General features: G+C 65.6%; 14 protein-coding genes. 12 read left to right on the top strand and 2 right to left on the bottom strand.

The window, feature by feature from the left end:
* Positions 1-86 precede the first annotated feature (86 nt).
* Entirely contained in the window at positions 87-1,055 is a 969-nt protein-coding gene (locus CQ019_RS13940) for a quinone oxidoreductase (protein WP_105569958.1), read from the bottom strand.
* A gap of 170 nt (positions 1,056-1,225) precedes the next feature.
* Here CQ019_RS13940 and argC point away from each other — a divergent pair, with 170 nt between their 5' ends.
* The 7 genes from argC to CQ019_RS13905 all read left to right on the top strand — a co-directional run bounded on the left by argC (position 1,226) and on the right by CQ019_RS13905 (position 9,222).
* On the top strand, positions 1,226-2,257 hold the full coding sequence (gene argC / locus CQ019_RS13935; RefSeq protein WP_105569957.1) for an N-acetyl-gamma-glutamyl-phosphate reductase: 1,032 nt from the start codon (positions 1,226-1,228) through the stop codon (positions 2,255-2,257).
* Positions 2,254-3,453 (top strand): bifunctional glutamate N-acetyltransferase/amino-acid acetyltransferase ArgJ, encoded by a 1,200-nt coding sequence (argJ, locus tag CQ019_RS13930; RefSeq protein WP_105554650.1) that lies wholly within the window; start codon positions 2,254-2,256, stop codon positions 3,451-3,453. Before argC ends, argJ begins: the two co-directional genes overlap by 4 nt.
* Before the next feature lie 26 nt (positions 3,454-3,479).
* Positions 3,480-4,406: an acetylglutamate kinase gene (gene argB / locus CQ019_RS13925; RefSeq protein ID WP_105569956.1), complete on the top strand. Its 927-nt coding sequence runs from the start codon at positions 3,480-3,482 to the stop codon at positions 4,404-4,406.
* Positions 4,403-5,653 (top strand): acetylornithine transaminase, encoded by a 1,251-nt coding sequence (locus CQ019_RS13920; protein ID WP_374954798.1) that lies wholly within the window; start codon positions 4,403-4,405, stop codon positions 5,651-5,653. Before argB ends, CQ019_RS13920 begins: the two co-directional genes overlap by 4 nt.
* Positions 5,654-5,698: 45 nt before the next feature.
* On the top strand, positions 5,699-6,658 hold the full coding sequence (argF, locus tag CQ019_RS13915; protein WP_105569955.1) for an ornithine carbamoyltransferase: 960 nt from the start codon (positions 5,699-5,701) through the stop codon (positions 6,656-6,658).
* Positions 6,659-7,162: an arginine repressor gene (locus CQ019_RS13910; RefSeq protein WP_105554647.1), complete on the top strand. Its 504-nt coding sequence runs from the start codon at positions 6,659-6,661 to the stop codon at positions 7,160-7,162.
* Between the two features lie 110 nt (positions 7,163-7,272).
* Positions 7,273-9,222, top strand: coding sequence for an HNH endonuclease signature motif containing protein (locus CQ019_RS13905; protein ID WP_105569954.1), 1,950 nt, complete (start codon positions 7,273-7,275; stop codon positions 9,220-9,222).
* Positions 9,223-9,305: 83 nt separating this feature from the next.
* Here CQ019_RS13905 and CQ019_RS13900 read toward each other — a convergent pair whose 3' ends face one another.
* A complete protein-coding gene (locus CQ019_RS13900) occupies positions 9,306-9,857 on the bottom strand; it encodes a macro domain-containing protein (RefSeq protein WP_105554645.1) in 552 nt (183 codons plus the stop codon).
* A 346-nt stretch (positions 9,858-10,203) separates the two neighbouring features.
* On the opposite strand from CQ019_RS13900, the gene argH reads away from it, so the two are divergent.
* The 5 genes from argH to tyrS all read left to right on the top strand — a co-directional run bounded on the left by argH (position 10,204) and on the right by tyrS (position 16,965).
* Positions 10,204-11,622 (top strand): argininosuccinate lyase, encoded by a 1,419-nt coding sequence (gene argH, locus CQ019_RS13895; protein ID WP_105554644.1) that lies wholly within the window; start codon positions 10,204-10,206, stop codon positions 11,620-11,622.
* 131 nt (positions 11,623-11,753) lie between these two features.
* Positions 11,754-12,494: a maleylpyruvate isomerase family mycothiol-dependent enzyme gene (locus CQ019_RS13890; RefSeq protein ID WP_105569953.1), complete on the top strand. Its 741-nt coding sequence runs from the start codon at positions 11,754-11,756 to the stop codon at positions 12,492-12,494.
* Positions 12,495-12,643: 149 nt separating this feature from the next.
* A complete protein-coding gene (locus CQ019_RS13885) occupies positions 12,644-13,177 on the top strand; it encodes an adenine phosphoribosyltransferase (RefSeq protein WP_374954797.1) in 534 nt (177 codons plus the stop codon).
* A 120-nt stretch (positions 13,178-13,297) separates the two neighbouring features.
* Positions 13,298-15,556 carry an AAA family ATPase gene (locus CQ019_RS13880; RefSeq protein WP_105569951.1) on the top strand — a complete coding sequence of 753 codons (2,259 nt, stop codon included), beginning with the start codon at positions 13,298-13,300 and terminating at the stop codon, positions 15,554-15,556.
* 89 nt (positions 15,557-15,645) lie between these two features.
* Entirely contained in the window at positions 15,646-16,965 is a 1,320-nt protein-coding gene (tyrS, locus tag CQ019_RS13875; RefSeq protein ID WP_181148508.1) for a tyrosine--tRNA ligase, read from the top strand.
* The last annotated feature ends 428 nt before the right edge of the window (positions 16,966-17,393 follow it).

Raw genomic sequence — 17,393 nt, 5'->3', positions numbered from 1 at the left:
CTATTGGCTCAAAGCGCTAGTTCATTAATCGACTAATGCCCGCCGCTGAGGTGCAGTGGCAGGCATTAGCTAACTGGGGCTGGGAGTTAGGGTACGAGTAGCACCTTGCCGGTGGTTTTGCGCGATTCCAACGCACTATGCGCCTTGCTCGCGTCGGCCAGCGCGAATTTCTGCCCGACGCGGACATCCAAGTCCCCGCTGGCGGCCCAGCCTAAGACGTCGCCGAAGCGCCATGCGCGTTCCTCGTCCGTGGCCAGGAAGTCCGAGAGCTTCGGCCGGGTCACGGTCAGCGACCCGGCCGCATTCAGCCGCTGCAGGTCGAAGGGCGGAACCTGGCCGCTGGCCCCGCCGAAGAGCACCAGCGTGCCGCGGCGCTTGAGTACCTTCAGCGAGGTTTCGAACGTGTCCTTGCCGATGCCGTCGTAGACCGCGTGCACGCCCACTCCGCCGGTGACCTTGTCCACGGTGGCTTCGACCTGGTCATAATCCACCACGTAGTCGGCTCCGGCGGCGCGGGCCAGGTCCTTCTTCTCCTGGGTGGAAGCGGTGGTGATGACGGTGGCGCCCTTCATCTTCAAGATCTGCGTGAGCAGCAGTCCCACTCCGCCGGCGCCGGCGTAGCTGAGGATGACATCGCCCGAATGCACCAGATAGCTCGAATGCGTCAGATAGTGCGAGGTCATGCCCTGCAGGGGGAGCGCCGCGGCCAATCGCAGGTCGACCTTGTCGGGCACCTTGCCCAGCTCGGTCTCGCCGACCACGGCGTACTGGGCGTAGCCCTTGGTGCCGCTGGAGGTGGCGACCCGGTCGCCGACCTTCAAATGGCGCACGTTCTCGCCGACCTGGGTGACGGTGCCGGAGAATTCGCTGCCCGGGGTGAACGGATAGTCCACGGCGTAGACTCCCGAGCGCTGATAGGTTTCGATGAAGTTCACGCCGGCGGCCTCGACTTTGACGAGCACCTGCCCTGCGCCCGGGGCAGGGATTGGGGTTTCGCCGAGCTCCAAAACTTCGGGCCCACCTGCGTGGGAGACGAGTATGCTCTGCTGATTCATGCGATGCGCTTCCAATCTTTGTCCCTATGCCATATTGCTGACGGCTCCTGGTAACCAGTCTAGGACTGAAGGGTGTGAGCCGGGTGGGTGGCAGCCCCGGGTTGCGTAAATGACGAACTATTTATGCATATTTATTAGGTTTGATGCATAACCAGTTGTAGAGTGAGGTCATGACGATTTCAGTTGCTGTCTCCGGCGCCAGCGGATACGCCGGCGGCGAGGTCCTTCGAATTTTGGCCAACCACCCACAGGTAGAGATCGGTGCGATCACCGCGCACTCCCAGGCCGGGCTGCGCTTGGGCGGCGTCGCCCCGCATCTGCACTCCCTGGCCGAGCGCGTGCTCGTGGAGACCACCGTGGAAAACCTGGCCGGGCACGACGTGGTCTTCCTCGCCCTTCCGCATGGCGCGAGCGCCGCGGTCGCCGCGGCCCTGCCCGAATCCACCCTGGTCATCGACGCCGGGGCAGACCACCGACTGGAATCCGCCGCCGCCTGGGAGAAATTCTACGGTTCGCCGCATGCCGGATCCTGGCCCTACGGGCTGCCCGAACTGCCCGGCCAACGCGAACAACTGATCGGCACCAAGCGCGTGGCCGTCCCCGGCTGCTACCCGACCGGCGGCCAATTGGCCCTCGCCCCGGGCTACGGCGCGGGCCTGTTGGAGGCCAAGGACGTGGTCATCGTCTCCGCCTCGGGCACCTCCGGAGCCGGAAAGAGCGCCAAAACCCATTTGCTGGGCAGCGAAACCATGGGCTCGATGAGCACCTATGGCGTCGGCGGCATCCACCGCCACATCCCCGAGATGGAGCAGGGCCTGTCCAAGCTCGCCGGGGAGGAAGTCACCGTATCCTTCACCCCGACCCTCGCGCCGATGCCGCGCGGCATCCTGACCACCGCCACCGCGCGGATCAAGCCCGGAGTCACCGCGCACGCGCTGCGCGCAGCCTGGGAATCGGCCTACGCCAACGAGCCATTTGTGCACCTGCTGCCCGAGGGCCAGTGGCCGACCACCGGCGCGGTGCAGGCGAGCAACCACGTGCAACTGCAGCTGGCGCTCGACGAGCACGCCGGACGAGTGATCGTCACCCTCGCGCTGGATAACCTCACCAAGGGCACCGCGGGCGCCGCGGTGCAATCGATGAATATCGCCCTCGGCCTGCCCGAAACCACCGGATTGATGATGCAAGGAGTCGCACCGTGAGCCTGTCCCACACCCCCACCTTTCCGCCGGCCGAACTGGCCGGCGTCACCGCACCGGCCGGCTTCCTGGCCTCAGGGGTCCCCGCGGGCCTGAAATCCACCGGCAAGAACGACGTCGTGCTGGTGCAGAACCTGGGCCCGGACTTCACCGCCGCCGCGGTATTCACCGCGAACCGCGTGGCCGCCGCCCCGGTGCACTGGTCCAAGGAGATCATCAAGGACGCCCGGGTGGATGCGATCGTGCTGAACTCCGGCGGCGCCAACGCCTGCACCGGTGCCGAGGGATTCGGAAATACGCACCGCACCGCCGAATACGTGGCCGAACTGCTGAACCTCTCTTCGGGCGACGTGGCGGTGGCCTCCACCGGGCTGATCGGCATGCAACTGCCCATGGATAAGCTGCTGCCCGGGGTGAAACAGGCGGCCGGAGCGCTCGCCGACGGCCAGGGAGCCGCCGATGCGGCCGCCGCCGGCATCATGACCACCGACACCGTCCCGAAAATCGCCTCGCGCAGCGTGAGCGGATATAGCATCGGCGGCATGGCCAAGGGTGCGGGAATGCTCGCCCCGGCGCTGGCCACCATGCTCGTGGTGCTCACCACCGATGCGGTGCTCGAGCCCCAGGCGCTGGACCAGGCCCTGCGCGCGGCCACCGCGGTGAGCTTTGACCGGGCGGACTCCGATGGCTGCATGTCCACCAACGACACCGTGCTGCTGATGTCCTCCGGCGCCTCGGGCATCGCCCCGGACTTGGAAGAATTCACCGCCGCCCTGGCAGATCTGTGCCAGGAGCTGGCCGCGAAGCTGATCGACGATGCCGAAGGTGCACAACACACCATCGCGGTGCGCACCTACAACGCGGCCACCGAGGCCGACGCTTTGGAGGTCTCCCGCGCGGTGTCCCGTTCGAACCTGGTCAAGACCGCGATCTTCGGCAAGGACCCGAACTGGGGCCGGGTGCTCTCCGAGGTCGGCACCACGGCCGCGGCCTTCGAACCCGATGAGCTGAACGTGGCGATCAACGGCGTGATGGTCTGCAAAAACGGCGGCGTCGGCGAGGACCGCAATCTGATCTCGCTGGAAGACCGCTTCGTCACCATCGACATCGACCTGAACGCCGGGGCGATCGAGGCGACGATCCTCACCAACGACCTGACCCACGACTACGTCCACGAAAACTCCGCCTACTCCAGCTAGGCCGCCTTCGCAGGAGCAAACCCACCATGCCGCACACAGCACATACCAACCTCGGCGCCGCTCGCACCAAGGCCGAAGCGCTCATCGAGGCGCTGCCCTGGATCCAGCGTTTCGCCGGGACCACGATGGTCATCAAATACGGCGGCAACGCGATGGTCAACGAGTCCTTGCGCCGCGCCTTCGCCGAGGACATCGTGTTCCTGCGCCACGCCGGGATCAACCCGGTGGTGGTGCACGGCGGCGGACCGCAGATCAACAAGATGCTCGACACCTTGGGCATCAAATCCGAATTCCGCGGCGGGCTGCGGGTGACCACCCCGGAGGCGATGGATGTGGTGCGCATGGTGCTCACCGGCCAGGTGCAGCGCGATCTGGTGGGCCTGATCAACTCGCATGGACCCTACTCGGTGGGCATGTCCGGGGAGGACGGGGCCACCTTGCAGGCGGTGCGCACCGGCACCACCGTGGACGGCGTCGAGGTTGACCTCGGGCTGGTCGGCGAGGTCACCCGGGTGCGCACCGACCAGGTGGATTCGCTGGTCAAAGCCGGAATGATCCCGGTCATCTCCACCGTCGCCCCGGAGTTCGACGAGCACGCCGATCCCACCGGCGCGATCCTCAACGTCAACGCCGACACCGCCGCCGCGGCGCTGGCCACCGCGCTGGGCGCGGCCAAGCTGGTGATCCTCACCGACGTGGAGGGGCTCTACGCCGCCTGGCCGGACAAGTCCTCGCTGATCAGCTCGATCACCAACGAGGAGCTGCGCAGCATGCTGCCCACCCTGGAATCGGGCATGATCCCGAAGATGGGTGCCTGCCTGAAGGCGGTGGACGCCGGAGTGCCCCAGGCGCATATCGTCGACGGCCGCGAGGCGCACTCGATGCTGCTCGAAATTTTCACCACCGCCGGGATCGGCACCCAGGTGGTACCCCAGATTAAGGAATCCAAGTGAGTCAGGAACTGCGCGCCACCGGCGCGCTGAACGAGGCCAACGAACTCTCCGCGCTGCACGGCGCGGATCTCTCCGCCCGCTACGCCAAGTCGCTGCTCGGCGTGTTCGGCGCCCCGTCGCGGGTGCTCGTGCGCGGGGCCGGCTGCCATGTCTGGGACGCCGACGGCAACCAGTACCTGGATCTGCTCGGCGGCATCGCGGTGAACACCCTGGGCCACGCGAACCCGCTGCTGACTTCCGTGATCACCAGCCAGCTGGCGACCTTGGGCCACGTGTCGAACTTCTTCAGCTCCCCGACGCAGATCGCGCTGGCCGAGAAGCTGCTCGAAATTTCGGCCGCCCCGGAAGGCTCGAAGGTGTTCTTCGCGAACTCCGGCACCGAGGCGAACGAGGCGGCGCTGAAGCTCACCCGCCGGAACACCGGCACCGCGGCGGTCCCGCGCACCAAGGTGATCGCCCTGGAGCACGCCTTCCACGGCCGCACCCTCGGCGCCCTGTCGCTGACCTACAAGGAGAAGTACCGCGCTCCCTTTGCTCCGCTGCCGGGCAACGTCAGCTGGATTCCGGCCGGAGACGAGGCCGCGCTGCGCGCCGCGGTGGACGAAACCGTGGCCGCGGTATTCATCGAGCCCATCCAGGGCGAGGCCGGGGTGCGCGAGCTGGGCGCCGAGTACCTGCGCGCGGCCCGCGAGATCACCACCGCGGCCGGGGCCCTGCTGGTCTTCGACGAGGTGCAGACCGGCATGGGGCGCACCGGCGAGTTCTTCGCCTCCACCGGCGTGATCCCCGATGTGATGACCCTGGCCAAGGGCCTGGGCGGCGGCTTCCCGATCGGGGCGATGATCGTCTTCGGGCAGCAGAACACCGCCTGGCTGACCCCGGGGGACCACGGCACCACCTTCGGCGGCAACCCGGTGGCCTGCGCCGCCGGGCTCGCGGTCATCCACACCATCGAAAATCAGAAGCTGCTGGGCCATGTGCGCGAAACCGGGAACTGGCTGCGCGCCGAACTGGCCGGCATCGACGGGGTGGGGGAGGTCCGCGGCCGCGGCCTGCTCACCGCCTTCGAGCTGATGGATGGTTCGGCGCCGAAGCTGGTTGGCGCCGCGCTGGATGCGGGGTTCATCGTGAACGCCACGGACGAGTCCACCATCCGCCTGGCCCCGCCGCTGATCATCACCCGCGAGCAGCTGGGCACCTTCCTCGCCGCCCTGCCGGCGCTGCTGACCGCGGCCACCGCCGCCTAGCCCACACATTTTCCCGGCACCACCGGAAGCAAAAGGAACCGATTCATGAGCGCTACCCGCCACTTCTTGACCGACCTCGACCTGAGCCCCGCCGAGCAGTCCAAGGTCCTGGACCTCGCCGCTAAGATGAAGGCCGACAAATACGGCTACCGGCCCTACGCCGGCCCGCAAACCGTCGCGGTGTTTTTCGACAAGACTTCCACCCGTACCCGCGTCTCCTTCCACGCGGGCATCGCCGAGCTCGGCGGCTCCCCGCTGATCATCAACTCCGGCGAATCGCAGCTGGGCCACAAGGAATCCATCGCGGACTCGGCCAAGGTGCTTCAGCGCATGGTCTCCACCATCGTCTGGCGCACCTACGCGCAGTCCGGCTTGGAGGAAATGGCGGCGAACTCCGCGGTGCCGGTGATCAACGCGCTCTCCGATGACTACCACCCCTGCCAGCTGCTCGCCGACCTGCTCACCGTGCGCGAGCACAAGGGCAAGACCCAGGGTCTGAGCATGGTCTACCTGGGCGACGCGGCGAACAATATGGCCAACTCCTACCTGCTGGCCGGGGTCACCGCCGGCATGCACGTGCGCATCGCCGGCCCGGAAGGCTACCTGCCGTCCGCCGAGATCATCGCCGCCGCGGAAATCCGCGCCGAGCAGACCGGCGCGTCGATCATGATCACCACCGACGCGGCCGCCGCGCTGGCCGACGCGGACGTGGTGGTCACCGACACCTGGGTCTCCATGGGGCAGGAAGCCGAGAAGGCGACGCGCCAGAAGCTGTTCACCGACTACTCGGTGACCACCGAAGCCATGAAGCTGGCGAAGCCCGATGCCATCGTGCTGCACTGCCTGCCGGCCTACCGCGGCTACGAGATTTCCGCCGAGGTGATCGACGGCCCGCAGTCGGTGGTCTTCGACGAGGCCGAAAACCGGGTCCACGCGCAGAAGGCCATCATGACCTGGCTGATGGTCGCCTCCGAGCTGGCCGCGGACGAGCGGGTCGAGCTTTAAATGGGAGCCCAGCCAAGCACCAAGACCGCACGCCAGGCGCGGATCCGCGCATTCCTGGGGAACAATTCGGTCAAAAGCCAGGCCGAGCTGCTCGGGCTGCTGAAGGACGACGGGCTGGAGGTCACCCAGGCCACGCTGTCCCGGGATCTGGTGGAGATCGGGGCGGTGCGCATCCGCGACCACCTCGGCCAGCTGATCTACGCGGTGCGCCAGGAGGGCGGGGACCGTTCCCCGAAGACCGCCATCACCCAGGAGGTGCTCGACGCGCGGCTGGCCAAGATCTGCCAGGAGCAGCTGGTCACCGCCGAAGCCTCGGGCAACATCGTCGTATTGCGCACCCCGCCGGGCGCCGCGAACCTGCTCGCGTTGGCCATCGACCACTCGCAGATGCCCTCCATCCTCGGCTGCATCGCCGGGGACGACACCATCATGATCATCACCCGGGCCGCCGATGGAGCAGCGGAGGTCGCCGGGCGTTTCCTGCAGCTGGCCGAACCACGCTAACCGGCTCGCCCGCGCACGATCTCCACGCACGATCGACCCGCCACCGGATGTTATCCACACCCGGTGGCGGTGCCGTTTAACCCGCGCCCGCCCCGGGGCATCATCGGTGCATGGACCCCGAACAACTGCCCCTGACGCTAAGCGAGCTGGCCGGCCAGCTCGTTACCGCGCCGGCGCTGAGTATCGAACAGCTCATCGCCGCGCAAGACGCGTGCCGCACGCTGTTCGGGGTCCTTGCCGAGCAAGCCGCCGCCGTCGATGATCCGCGGATGGCGGCCGCCTTCGCCGAGCATCTCGAGCGGTTGAACCGCGAGGTCTACCGCGAGCTGCCGCGTGCGGCCAGCGCCGTGGAAATTACCGCCAGCCATGCCCTGGCACTGGAGGAATTCGACGCGCTGCGTGCCGGCTCCACCGATTTCAGCGCCGCCGCGCGGCTGGCTCCGGGGCGCACCTGCTACCGGGATGCCGCGGATTTTTTGGGCAAGTGGCTCGGGCTGGACTATCAGGAGGCCAGCCGCCGCATCGCCGACGCGCACCTGATCCATGCCCGGCGCAGCATCGCTGGCACCGGCTGCGCCCCGCGGTTTACGCAACTGGCCCGCACCTTCGCCGAGCACAAGCAGCTTGATCCGCGCGCGGTGCTCGCCCAGGCCAGGGCGCTGGACAAGCTGGAGCCCGAGGACACCACCTTCGATGGGCTGCCCACCACCGCCAGCGCCACGGCAGAGGACGGCCAAACCCTCGAGGCGCACGCCAACCGGCTGCTGAAGGAACACGATCGAGCCACCAGCCGGAAGAAAATCTCTGCCCTGATGGCCCGATACAAGCTGACGCATGCCGTGCAGCCCCGCCCGGAACTCGGGGTTTTCCCCCGCCCGGTCAAGCAGGGAGTGCACGAGTACCTCATCCGAGTGGAGGGGCTCGACGCCGAGCTCTTCGAATCGCTGATCGCCCAGGCCGACAACAAGCGTACGGCCGCCGGGGCGGCGGCCCGCTTGACCGCGGCGGTACCCAAACGGCCGGCAGATGCCCCGGACATGCAGCCAACCGCCGCAAAGCCCGAGGAGCGGCTGCCGGCCTGTCGAGAAAAACTGGATCAACAGTGGAGCAGCGGCAGCCCGCCTCCGCGGTGGGCTGCCGATCCCGACCCCGAGCAGATCCCGGAACCCGCGGCCGCGGAGGAAGCGGCGCCCGACCTTAGCAGCGAGGCTGAAGGAGCGCCGCAGGGCAAGGAAAACTCCGCAATGCCAGCACCTTCTTCCCGGACGCGGCGCAGCAACCCACCGCCGGTCCCGGCTGGAATCGAACCTCTTCCGGCCTCCGCCGCTGACCTGGCCGCGCAGGCGGACCTGGATCCGCTGTGCAGCGTGCCGCGACGCCGGCTGAATGCCCTGCTGGGCATCTTGCGAAACCAACCCCATGGCGGTGAAGGCGGCGAGGGAAAAATCGTGACCCCGGAGCTGATCGTGTACCTGGCGCTACGCGACCTGCGCGAGCTGGCCAGCGGTACCGCCCGCACCGCCCACGGGATCGAGCTGGAACCGGAGGAGCTGCGCAAATTATTGTGCGACGCAGAGATCATCCCCATGGTTTTCAATGCGGCGGGGCAGGTGCTCGATGTCGGACGATCCCAGAGGTTGTTTCCCAAATCGATCAAACGGGCGGCGCGGGCACGCGACGGCGGCTGCATCGTGCCCGGTTGCACCATGGATCCGGCGCTGCTGGATTACCACCACATCCGGTACTGGGAACACGGAGGCCAAACCAGCCTGTCCAATTGCTGCCCCTTATGCCCGGCCCATCATGTCGCGGTGCACCTGGGGTACCTCAAGATCGTGAGCATCGACGGGCTGCCGCACGTGCTCTTGCCCGAACACCTCGATCCAGATCGAAGGCCGAGACGCAACCAGTACTTCCAAACCTTCGATGCCACCGGACATGGCTCTGCGCAGGGCCCCGGAATTCCATCCGTCGCCGATCATCCGTCCGTGATGAACCAGCATCCGGAAACGCGGCACAACCGGCAAGCCCCGGGCGATAGTGCCCACCCGGCTGCTTGACCGCGGCCCAGAGAAGAACTGCCCGTCAGGCGCTATGCCATGACGGGCAGTTCTTGGTGTCTGACACCGGGGTATCGGAGCGTTTAGGCTGCGAGCTGGTCCACGGAGGACATGTTGAATGCCTGCTCGAAGGCTTCTTGAACCTCGTCGGTATGTGACACCATCACGACTCGATGGATCGGCGAAATATGCTTATTCGTCTCGATCCAGGCGCTGATCGTTTCGAAGCCAATCTGTGCGACCTGCGCTGGCGGCCAGCCGAACGCACCCGCGCCCAAAGCCGGGAATGCGATCGAGTGCGCCTCATGGCGCGCGGCTAGATAGAGCGAATTGCTGAAGCAATCGGCCAGTATTTTCGGGTTTGGCTTGATCAGTGCCAGGTTCGGCGCCGCGGTGTGAATAACCCACTTCGCCGAAAGGTTCCCCGCCTTCGTTGCTACGGCAATACCGGAAGGGATCCCATCGGGGTACCGGGCCGTGCGCACTTCGCGGCAGGCGGCGAGCAGGCCGGGGCCGGCTGCCGCATGAATAGCTCCGTCAACGCCGCCGCCGCCCAACAATGAGGGGTTGGCTGCGTTCACGATGGCATCAACGTTCAACGTGGTGATATCACCGCGGTATAACTGGATTTCCATGGGGTTTCCTCCAACGAAGTATCCGTATTCGATTGTGTGTCTCTCACCATACGCTCGCCTCCGCACCTGCGGAAGTGTAAAACGCGCAACTCACCGACTCCTCTCAAAAAACCGGTACATAGTTCACAGGTAGCCGATCGATACCCACGCCGGGCGCAAATATGTGACGGCGGGTGGCCGGTGCTGCGAACGGATGAGGACCGGAGCTCCGCAAGATACGCACGGGACAATCGCAAACTCGCTGAATATTTATGAGCGCCAATGCATAAAGCTTTGCTAGAGTGGTTTCAGCGAATTAATAAACTTTACCCGTCTCCCGGCGGGATCTGGCTGAAAGGAACGAGTCATGGCCTCGTCAACAAATGAAGGATCGCTCTGGGGCGGACGCTTCGCCGGTGGACCGGCAGAAGCAATGGCTGCCCTGAGTAAGTCAACCCACTTCGACTGGCGCTTGGCCAGCTACGACATCGCCGGTTCCCGCGCCCATGCCAAGGTGCTCAACCGCGCCGGGCTGCTGACCGAGACCGAACTGACGGAGATGATCTCCGCCCTTGACCAGCTCGAAGCGGATGTGAAGTCCGAAGCCTACGTGGCGGCAGAATCCGATGAGGACGTGCACGGTTCGCTGGAACGCGGACTGCTCGAACGCGCCGGCACGCAGCTGGGCGGCAAGCTCCGCGCGGGCCGCTCGCGCAACGACCAGATCGCCACCTTGGGCCGCATGTTCCTGCGCGACCACGCGCGCATCATCGCCTCCGGTGTCATCGACACCATCGACGCGATGGTCGAACAGGCCAAGGCGCACCCGTACGCGCCGATGCCCGGGCGCACCCACCTGCAGCACGCGCAGCCGATCCTGCTTTCGCACCTGCTGCTGGCCTATGCGTGGCCGCTGCTGCGCGACGTGCAGCGCTTCGCCGATTGGGATAAGCGCGCTGCGGTTTCCCCTTACGGTTCCGGCGCGCTGGCCGGGCAGACCTTGGGACTGGATCCGAACTTCGTCGCCAGCGAGCTGGGCTTCGACTCCGCGGTGTTCAACTCGATCGACGGCACCGCCGCACGTGACGTATTCGCCGAATTCTCCTGGATCACCGCGATGATCGGCGTGGACCTCTCCCGCGTGTCCGAAGAAGTGATCCTCTGGGCCACCAAGGAGTTCAGCTTCGTGAAGCTGCACGATGCCTTCTCCACCGGCTCCTCGATCATGCCGCAGAAGAAGAACCCGGACATCGCCGAGCTGGCCCGTGGCAAGGCCGGTCGCCTGATCGGGGACCTGACCGGGTTGCTGGCAACGCTGAAGGCGCTGCCGTTGGCCTACAACCGCGACCTGCAGGAAGACAAGGAGCCGGTGTTCGACGCCGCGGACACCCTGGAGATGCTGCTGCCAGCGATGGCCGGCATGATGGGCACACTGACCTTCAACACCGAGCGCATGGCGCAGCTTGCGCCACAGGGCTTCGCGCTGGCCACCGACATCGCTGAATGGCTGGTCCGCCAGGGCGTGCCGTTCCGCGATGCGCACGAGCTCTCCGGCAGCGCCGTGCAGCTGGCCGAGTCGCGCGGCGTGGAGCTGTGGGACCTGACCGACGAAGAATATGCGGGCATCTCCGAGCACTTGACCCCGGCGGTGCGCGAGGTGCTCTCCACCGAGGGCTCGCTGAACGCGCGCAACGGGCAGGGCGGCACCGCGCCGAGCGCCGTCGCGGCGCAGCTAGCCGAATTCGAGCGCCAGCTCGACGAGATCCGCGCCTGGGTCAAGGGCTAAGCACAAACCTTCGTTCCGCAACCGATGGCGGCGCAATAGCTTCGAAATGCCGCGAAGCTATTGCGCCGCCGTAGGCAATTAACGAGCTGGCTACTTCTGCGCGCATACGCCCGCGCGCTAGAGTGTGTGCCATGACATCTGAACTTCCGCCGGAACAACTCCTTGAGCAGGTCACCACCGCCTTAGACGAACTGGCCACGCAGCTGGCGAAGTTGCCCGACGAGGCCTACGCCAAGCCCAGCTCGCTGCCCGGTTGGAGCACCGCGCAACTAGTCGCGCACCTGCATTCGCTGGCGCAGGCTGCCCGGCGGCAATTCGAGAACGCCGGGGCCGCGCACTTGCCGCCGATGTACGACGGGGGACAGGTCGGGCGGATCGAAGCGATCAATATGGTCGCGTTGCTGCGACCGGAAAAGCTGCGCGAACTGGTGGCCGAATCCCTCGCGCAGCTGCGCGTGGTGCTGGCCGGTTGCGAAGCCAAATGGGAGCAGCCGGTGGGCTATCGGCCCGCGGCGCAGGTCGCGGACATGGTCTATGCGGTGTGGCGCGAAATGCTGATACACGCCACCGATCTGGACGAATTCGTGCGCCCGGCCGCCAGCTGGCCGCAAGAGTTTTCCGATCACCTGCTGCGCGCGCTGGCCGCCCGGGTGCGGGCAGGTGACCGCGTCGTGGTGCAACCCCATGGACGGCAGCGCCAGGTGCTCGGCAACGGCCAGCGGTCCTGGGTATTGGAGGGAACCGACTACGATCTGGCCGCCTGGTTCGCCGGCCGCCCGGTCAGCGGGGTGGTACGCGCCACCAAGGCCGCCGATTCGGCCGAATTCCCCACACTGCTGCCTTGGCCGAGCGATACCCTGATGCAGCGCTGATTCCGCGCGATTCCGCGCCCGGACCGCTGCCGCGCTAGGCAATGGGCGACCGGGCGGCGCAGCAGCAGCGAGCCCGGGTGCCTCCGTTCCGCCGATGGCACAATCGTCCAGGTACCCAGCGGGGTCACGCACGCACTAAAATATTACGCGTGACTAATAACGAGAGCATTTGCGAACTGCTGGATCGACTGTGCGCGGTGGTCCCCGACTACCCGCAGCCCGGTATCTCCTTTAAGGACCTCACCCCGGTGTTTGCCGATCCTGTGGGCTTGCGCCGCCTGGTCGACGAGTTGATCGCGCCCTTCGCCGGGACCTTCGACATCGTCGCCGGGCTGGAAGCGCGCGGCTTCGTGCTCGCCGCGGCCGCGGCCTACGCCTCGGGGACCGGGATGCTGACCATCCGCAAGGCCGGAAAGCTGCCGCGCGAGGTCTACCGCGATGACTACACCCTGGAATACGGCAGCGCCGCGCTGGAGTTGCACAAGGATGAGATCGCCCCCGGCACCCGGGTGCTGGTGCTCGACGATGTGCTCGCCACCGGCGGGACGGTGGGCTCCTCGGTGCGGCTGATCGAACGCGCCGGAGGCATCGTCGCCGGCGTCGGGGTGATCTTGGAACTTGAAGCCTTGGGCGGACGCAAGAACCTGGACGGGCACCGGGTGCTGTCGCTGCAAACGGTTTAACCGACGCGCCACGGCGTGGTGCGGCGCGAAGATGACGTGGTGGCTTCGCGGGATTAACCCGTAGGGTCGCTACGCGCGTAAGATTGTCTGTCCTGTAAGTTAGCGCGAGGGGAACCAAGATTGACCGGTACGATCGAGCGGGATCTGCTCGCTGAAAGCCAGTACGTCGCACGCCTGTATGACAGGCTCGATGAGTTGCGCGCGGAAAAGGTGGAGCAGCTTGCGCGCACTCGCGCCACCGGTGCGGTGGGTACCTTCCAGAACCAATCCGAACGCGATTCATTCGCCAGCCTCTACGAGGACCGCATCGCCCAGTTGGACGCGGTGCAGGATCGCTTGGTCTTCGGCCGGCTGGACATGGCCGACCACGGCGAGGGCATCGAACCGCGCTATATCGGCCGCATCGGGCTGTCCGACGAGGAGCTCAATCGGCTGATGATCGACTGGCGCGCCTCCGAAGCCGCCCCGTTCTACCAGGCCACCGCGTTGAACCCGCGCGGCGTGCGGCGCCGCCGCCACCTGATGCTCAAGGGCCGTACGGTGGCGGGGATCGAAGACGACGTGCTCGATGAAACCTGGCTCGACGAGGGCCACACCCACCACGGTGAAGGTGCCTTGATGGCCGCGCTGCGCGAAAAGCGCACCGGCCGGATGGGCGATATCGTCGGCACCATCCAGGCAGAGCAGGATGCGATCATCCGTGCGGAACTACCCGGCGCCGTGGTCGTGCAGGGCGGACCGGGCACCGGCAAAACCGCCGTTGCGCTGCACCGCGCGGCCTTCCTGCTCTACGAATACCGGGAACGGCTGAAGAATGCCGGCGTGCTGATCGTCGGCCCGTCCAACTCCTTCATGCGCTATATCGAACGAGTGCTCCCGTCGCTGGGTGAAACCGGTGTGGTCATGTCCTCGGTGGGCGAGCTGTACCACGGAGTGGCGGCCGGCCCGGAAACCAACCGGACCGTGGCGAAGGTCAAGGGCCGGCTGTCGATGGCCAAGGTGATCGCCGCCGCGGTGCGCAACCGCCAGCGGCTGCTCGCCGAGGACCGCACGGTGGTGGTCGAAGGCACCCGGCTGACGCTGACCCGGGGCATGGTGCGCAACGCCCGCGAACGCGCCCGGCACAGCCACAAGCCCTATAACGAGGCCCGCGAAACCTTCACCAAGGTGATCGTCGGGGACCTGGCCGAGCAGCTGCTGCGCAAACTGGAGGAATCTGCGGGGCAGCCCAGCGCCGCGGACCGCTCCTACCTGCCCCAGGAAGTCCGCGAATCCTGGGATGTGCGCGTGGCAATCAACCTGTGCTGGATGCCGCTGAGCCCGCAGGGCCTGCTCGAAGAGCTCTACGCCAAGCCGCACCTGCTGGAGGCGGCCGCCCCGCGCTTGTCGCAGTCCGACCGCGACGCGCTGTTCCGCCCGGCGGGCTCGGCCTTCACAGAGGCCGATGTGCCGCTGCTCGACGAGGCCGCCGAATTGCTCGGCGAGTTCGTCAACCCGCAGGACGCTCCCGATAACTCGCAGTACGAGCGGGATGTGGAAAACGCGAAAATGGCGCTGAATAACATGGACACGATGCTCGCCAACGCGGGGATCGACGGGGTGGTCACCGCGGAGCAGGTCGCCGCGGTCAACCAGGAAACCGCCGCCTCGCAGAGTGCTGCGGAACGTGCGGTGGCCGATCGCACCTGGGCCTACGGGCATATCGTGGTCGATGAGGCGCAGGAACTTTCGCCGATGCAGTGGCGCCTGCTGGTTCGCCGCTGCCCGATGAAGTCCTTCACCATCGTCGGGGATATCGCGCAGACCTCCGCCGCCTCGGGCGCCAATAGCTGGGCGCAGGCACTGGAACCCTTCCTGGGCAAGCGCTACAACCTCGAAGAGCTTACGGTCAACTACCGCACCCCGGCGCAGATCGCCGATGCGGCAGTTCGCGTGGCCCAAGCCGCGGGGCTGCGCATCACCACGCCGCGCGCGGTGCGCGAAGGAGACTGGCCGCCGGTGCTCACCTATGCGCCGCAGGGCCGGCTGATCGAGCAACTCATCACGCAGCTTCCCGAAGAGCTGGACTACGCGGCCGGCGGCCTGCAGGCGATCATCGTCCCGCAGGAATTGCTGGCCGCCGCGCGCGCTGCGGTCACCAAGGTCTACGGCGAGCGTGTTGGCACCGGATCCGGCGGAATGGTCCAGGACATCGTGGTGATTACCGCACGCGAATCCAAGGGATTGGAATTCGACGGGGTGATCATCGTGGAACCTGCGCAGCTGATCGCGGACGTCGACGGGGGAGTGGGCGATCTGTACGTCGCGATGACCCGCACCACCCAGCGCTTGCACGTGATTCACACCGCGCCGCTGCCCGCGGGGCTCACCGAGCAGTAGTAGTTCATCCCAAGACAACCCGGAATCCCCGGGTGTGAGAACGGGAACAAACTAGGACTGGCCGACGGGATTTTGCTAATGTGGAGACTGTGTCTGACTTAAAGCAAAATCCCGTCATTGCGGGACAGAGTAATGATCCCTCCTTCGAGAATATCTGGCAGGAACTAAAGTGGCGCGGGCTGGTGCACGTGTCCACCGATGAGGCCGAGCTAGAACGCGTGCTGTCCGAAGAGAGCATCACTTACTATTGCGGGTTCGATCCGACCGCACCTTCCCTTCACTTGGGCAACCTCGTGCAGTTGCTGAATATGCGCCGCCTGCAGTTGGCCGGGCACAAGCCGCTGGCCCTGGTCGGCGGGTCCACCGGCCTGATCGGCGACCCGCGGCAGACCGCCGAGCGCACCTTGAACACCAGAGAAACCGTCACCGAGTGGGTTACCCGCTTGCAGGGGCAGGTGTCCCGCTTCCTTTCTGCCGAGGGGGAGAACGCGGTCCGCTTGGTCAACAACCTGGACTGGACCCAACAGCTCTCCGCCTTGGACTTCCTGCGCGACGTGGGCAAGTACTTCCGTGTTGGCACGATGATCAAGAAGGAAATCGTTTCCGCCCGGCTGAACTCCGAGGAGGGCATCAGCTACACCGAGTTCTCCTACCAGGTGCTGCAGGGCTACGACTTCCTTGAGCTGAACCGTCAGTACGGTTGCACCCTGCAGACCGGTGGCTCGGATCAGTGGGGAAACCTCACCAGCGGAACCGACCTGATCCGCAAGGTTGAGGGCAAGTCGGCTCACGCCTACGGCACCCCGCTGATTACCAATTCCGATGGCACCAAGTTCGGCAAGTCCGAAGGAAACGCGATCTGGCTGGACGCGGAGATGTGCAGCCCGTACACCCTCTACCAGTTCTGGCTGAATACCGCCGACGCGGATGTGATCAACCGTTTGAAGGTCTTCACCTTCCTGACCCGACAGCAGATCGAGGCCCTCGCGATCGAGGTCGCCGAGCGTCCGTTCAAACGCCAGGCCCAGCGCGAGCTCGCATGGCTTGTCACCTCGCTGGTTCACGGTGAAGAGGCCACTAACAAGGTCATCGCGGCTTCGGCGGCGGTCTTCGGCAATGGTGATCTGAGCGAGATCGATCTGCTAACTCTGGAATCGGTGCTCGCCGAGTTGCCGTCGGCGAAGGTTACAGCCGATGAGCTCGGTATTCTGAACGTGCTGCACGCTTCGGGTTTGAGCGAAAGCCAGTCTGCGGCTCGTCGTACCGTGAACGAAGGTGGCGCCTACGTGAATAACGAGAAGGTCGCCGGTATCGATACGGTGCTAACCGCAGAGAACTTCCTGCATGGCCGCTACGCCATCGTGCGCCGCGGCAAGAAGAACATGGCAGTCGTGGAGCTTTCGGCCTAGGTAAGTAGCCAGCTTCAATCAGCGACAAACACGAAACCGCCAGAAATGTCTGTGAACCACGACACTTTTCTGGCGGTTTTGTTGTACCCTTATCACTAAACCACTAGTCAGCCGGTGTTTAGGGACGATTTATTGGATAGTTCGCCGATTTGCGCGATACGTAGAAGCCCCGTATAGTTTTTCTCTGTTGCCGGAACGGAAACAACGTGGAATACACGTAGAATTCATCCGGCGGCAAAGAGCTTTTCACAAGGCGTTTCGACTGGTTTTGACCGGTTCACGAAACATGCTAGAGTTGTAAAGTTGCTCCGGAGCGAAGCAGCCGCCGATTGCGGTGGTTGTGGTGTCGAGAGTGTTTGTTGTTTGAGAACTCAATAGTGTGCCAAGTTTATTGATACCGAATTATTTTTAATTTGGTGGATATATAA

The organism is Arthrobacter sp. MYb229 (assembly GCF_002975405.1).
In the GTDB taxonomy this organism is placed as follows: Bacteria; Actinomycetota; Actinomycetes; order Actinomycetales; family Micrococcaceae; genus Glutamicibacter.
The sequence above is the reverse complement of the archived record's forward strand: the minus strand, read 5'-3'. Positions and strand labels throughout refer to the sequence as shown.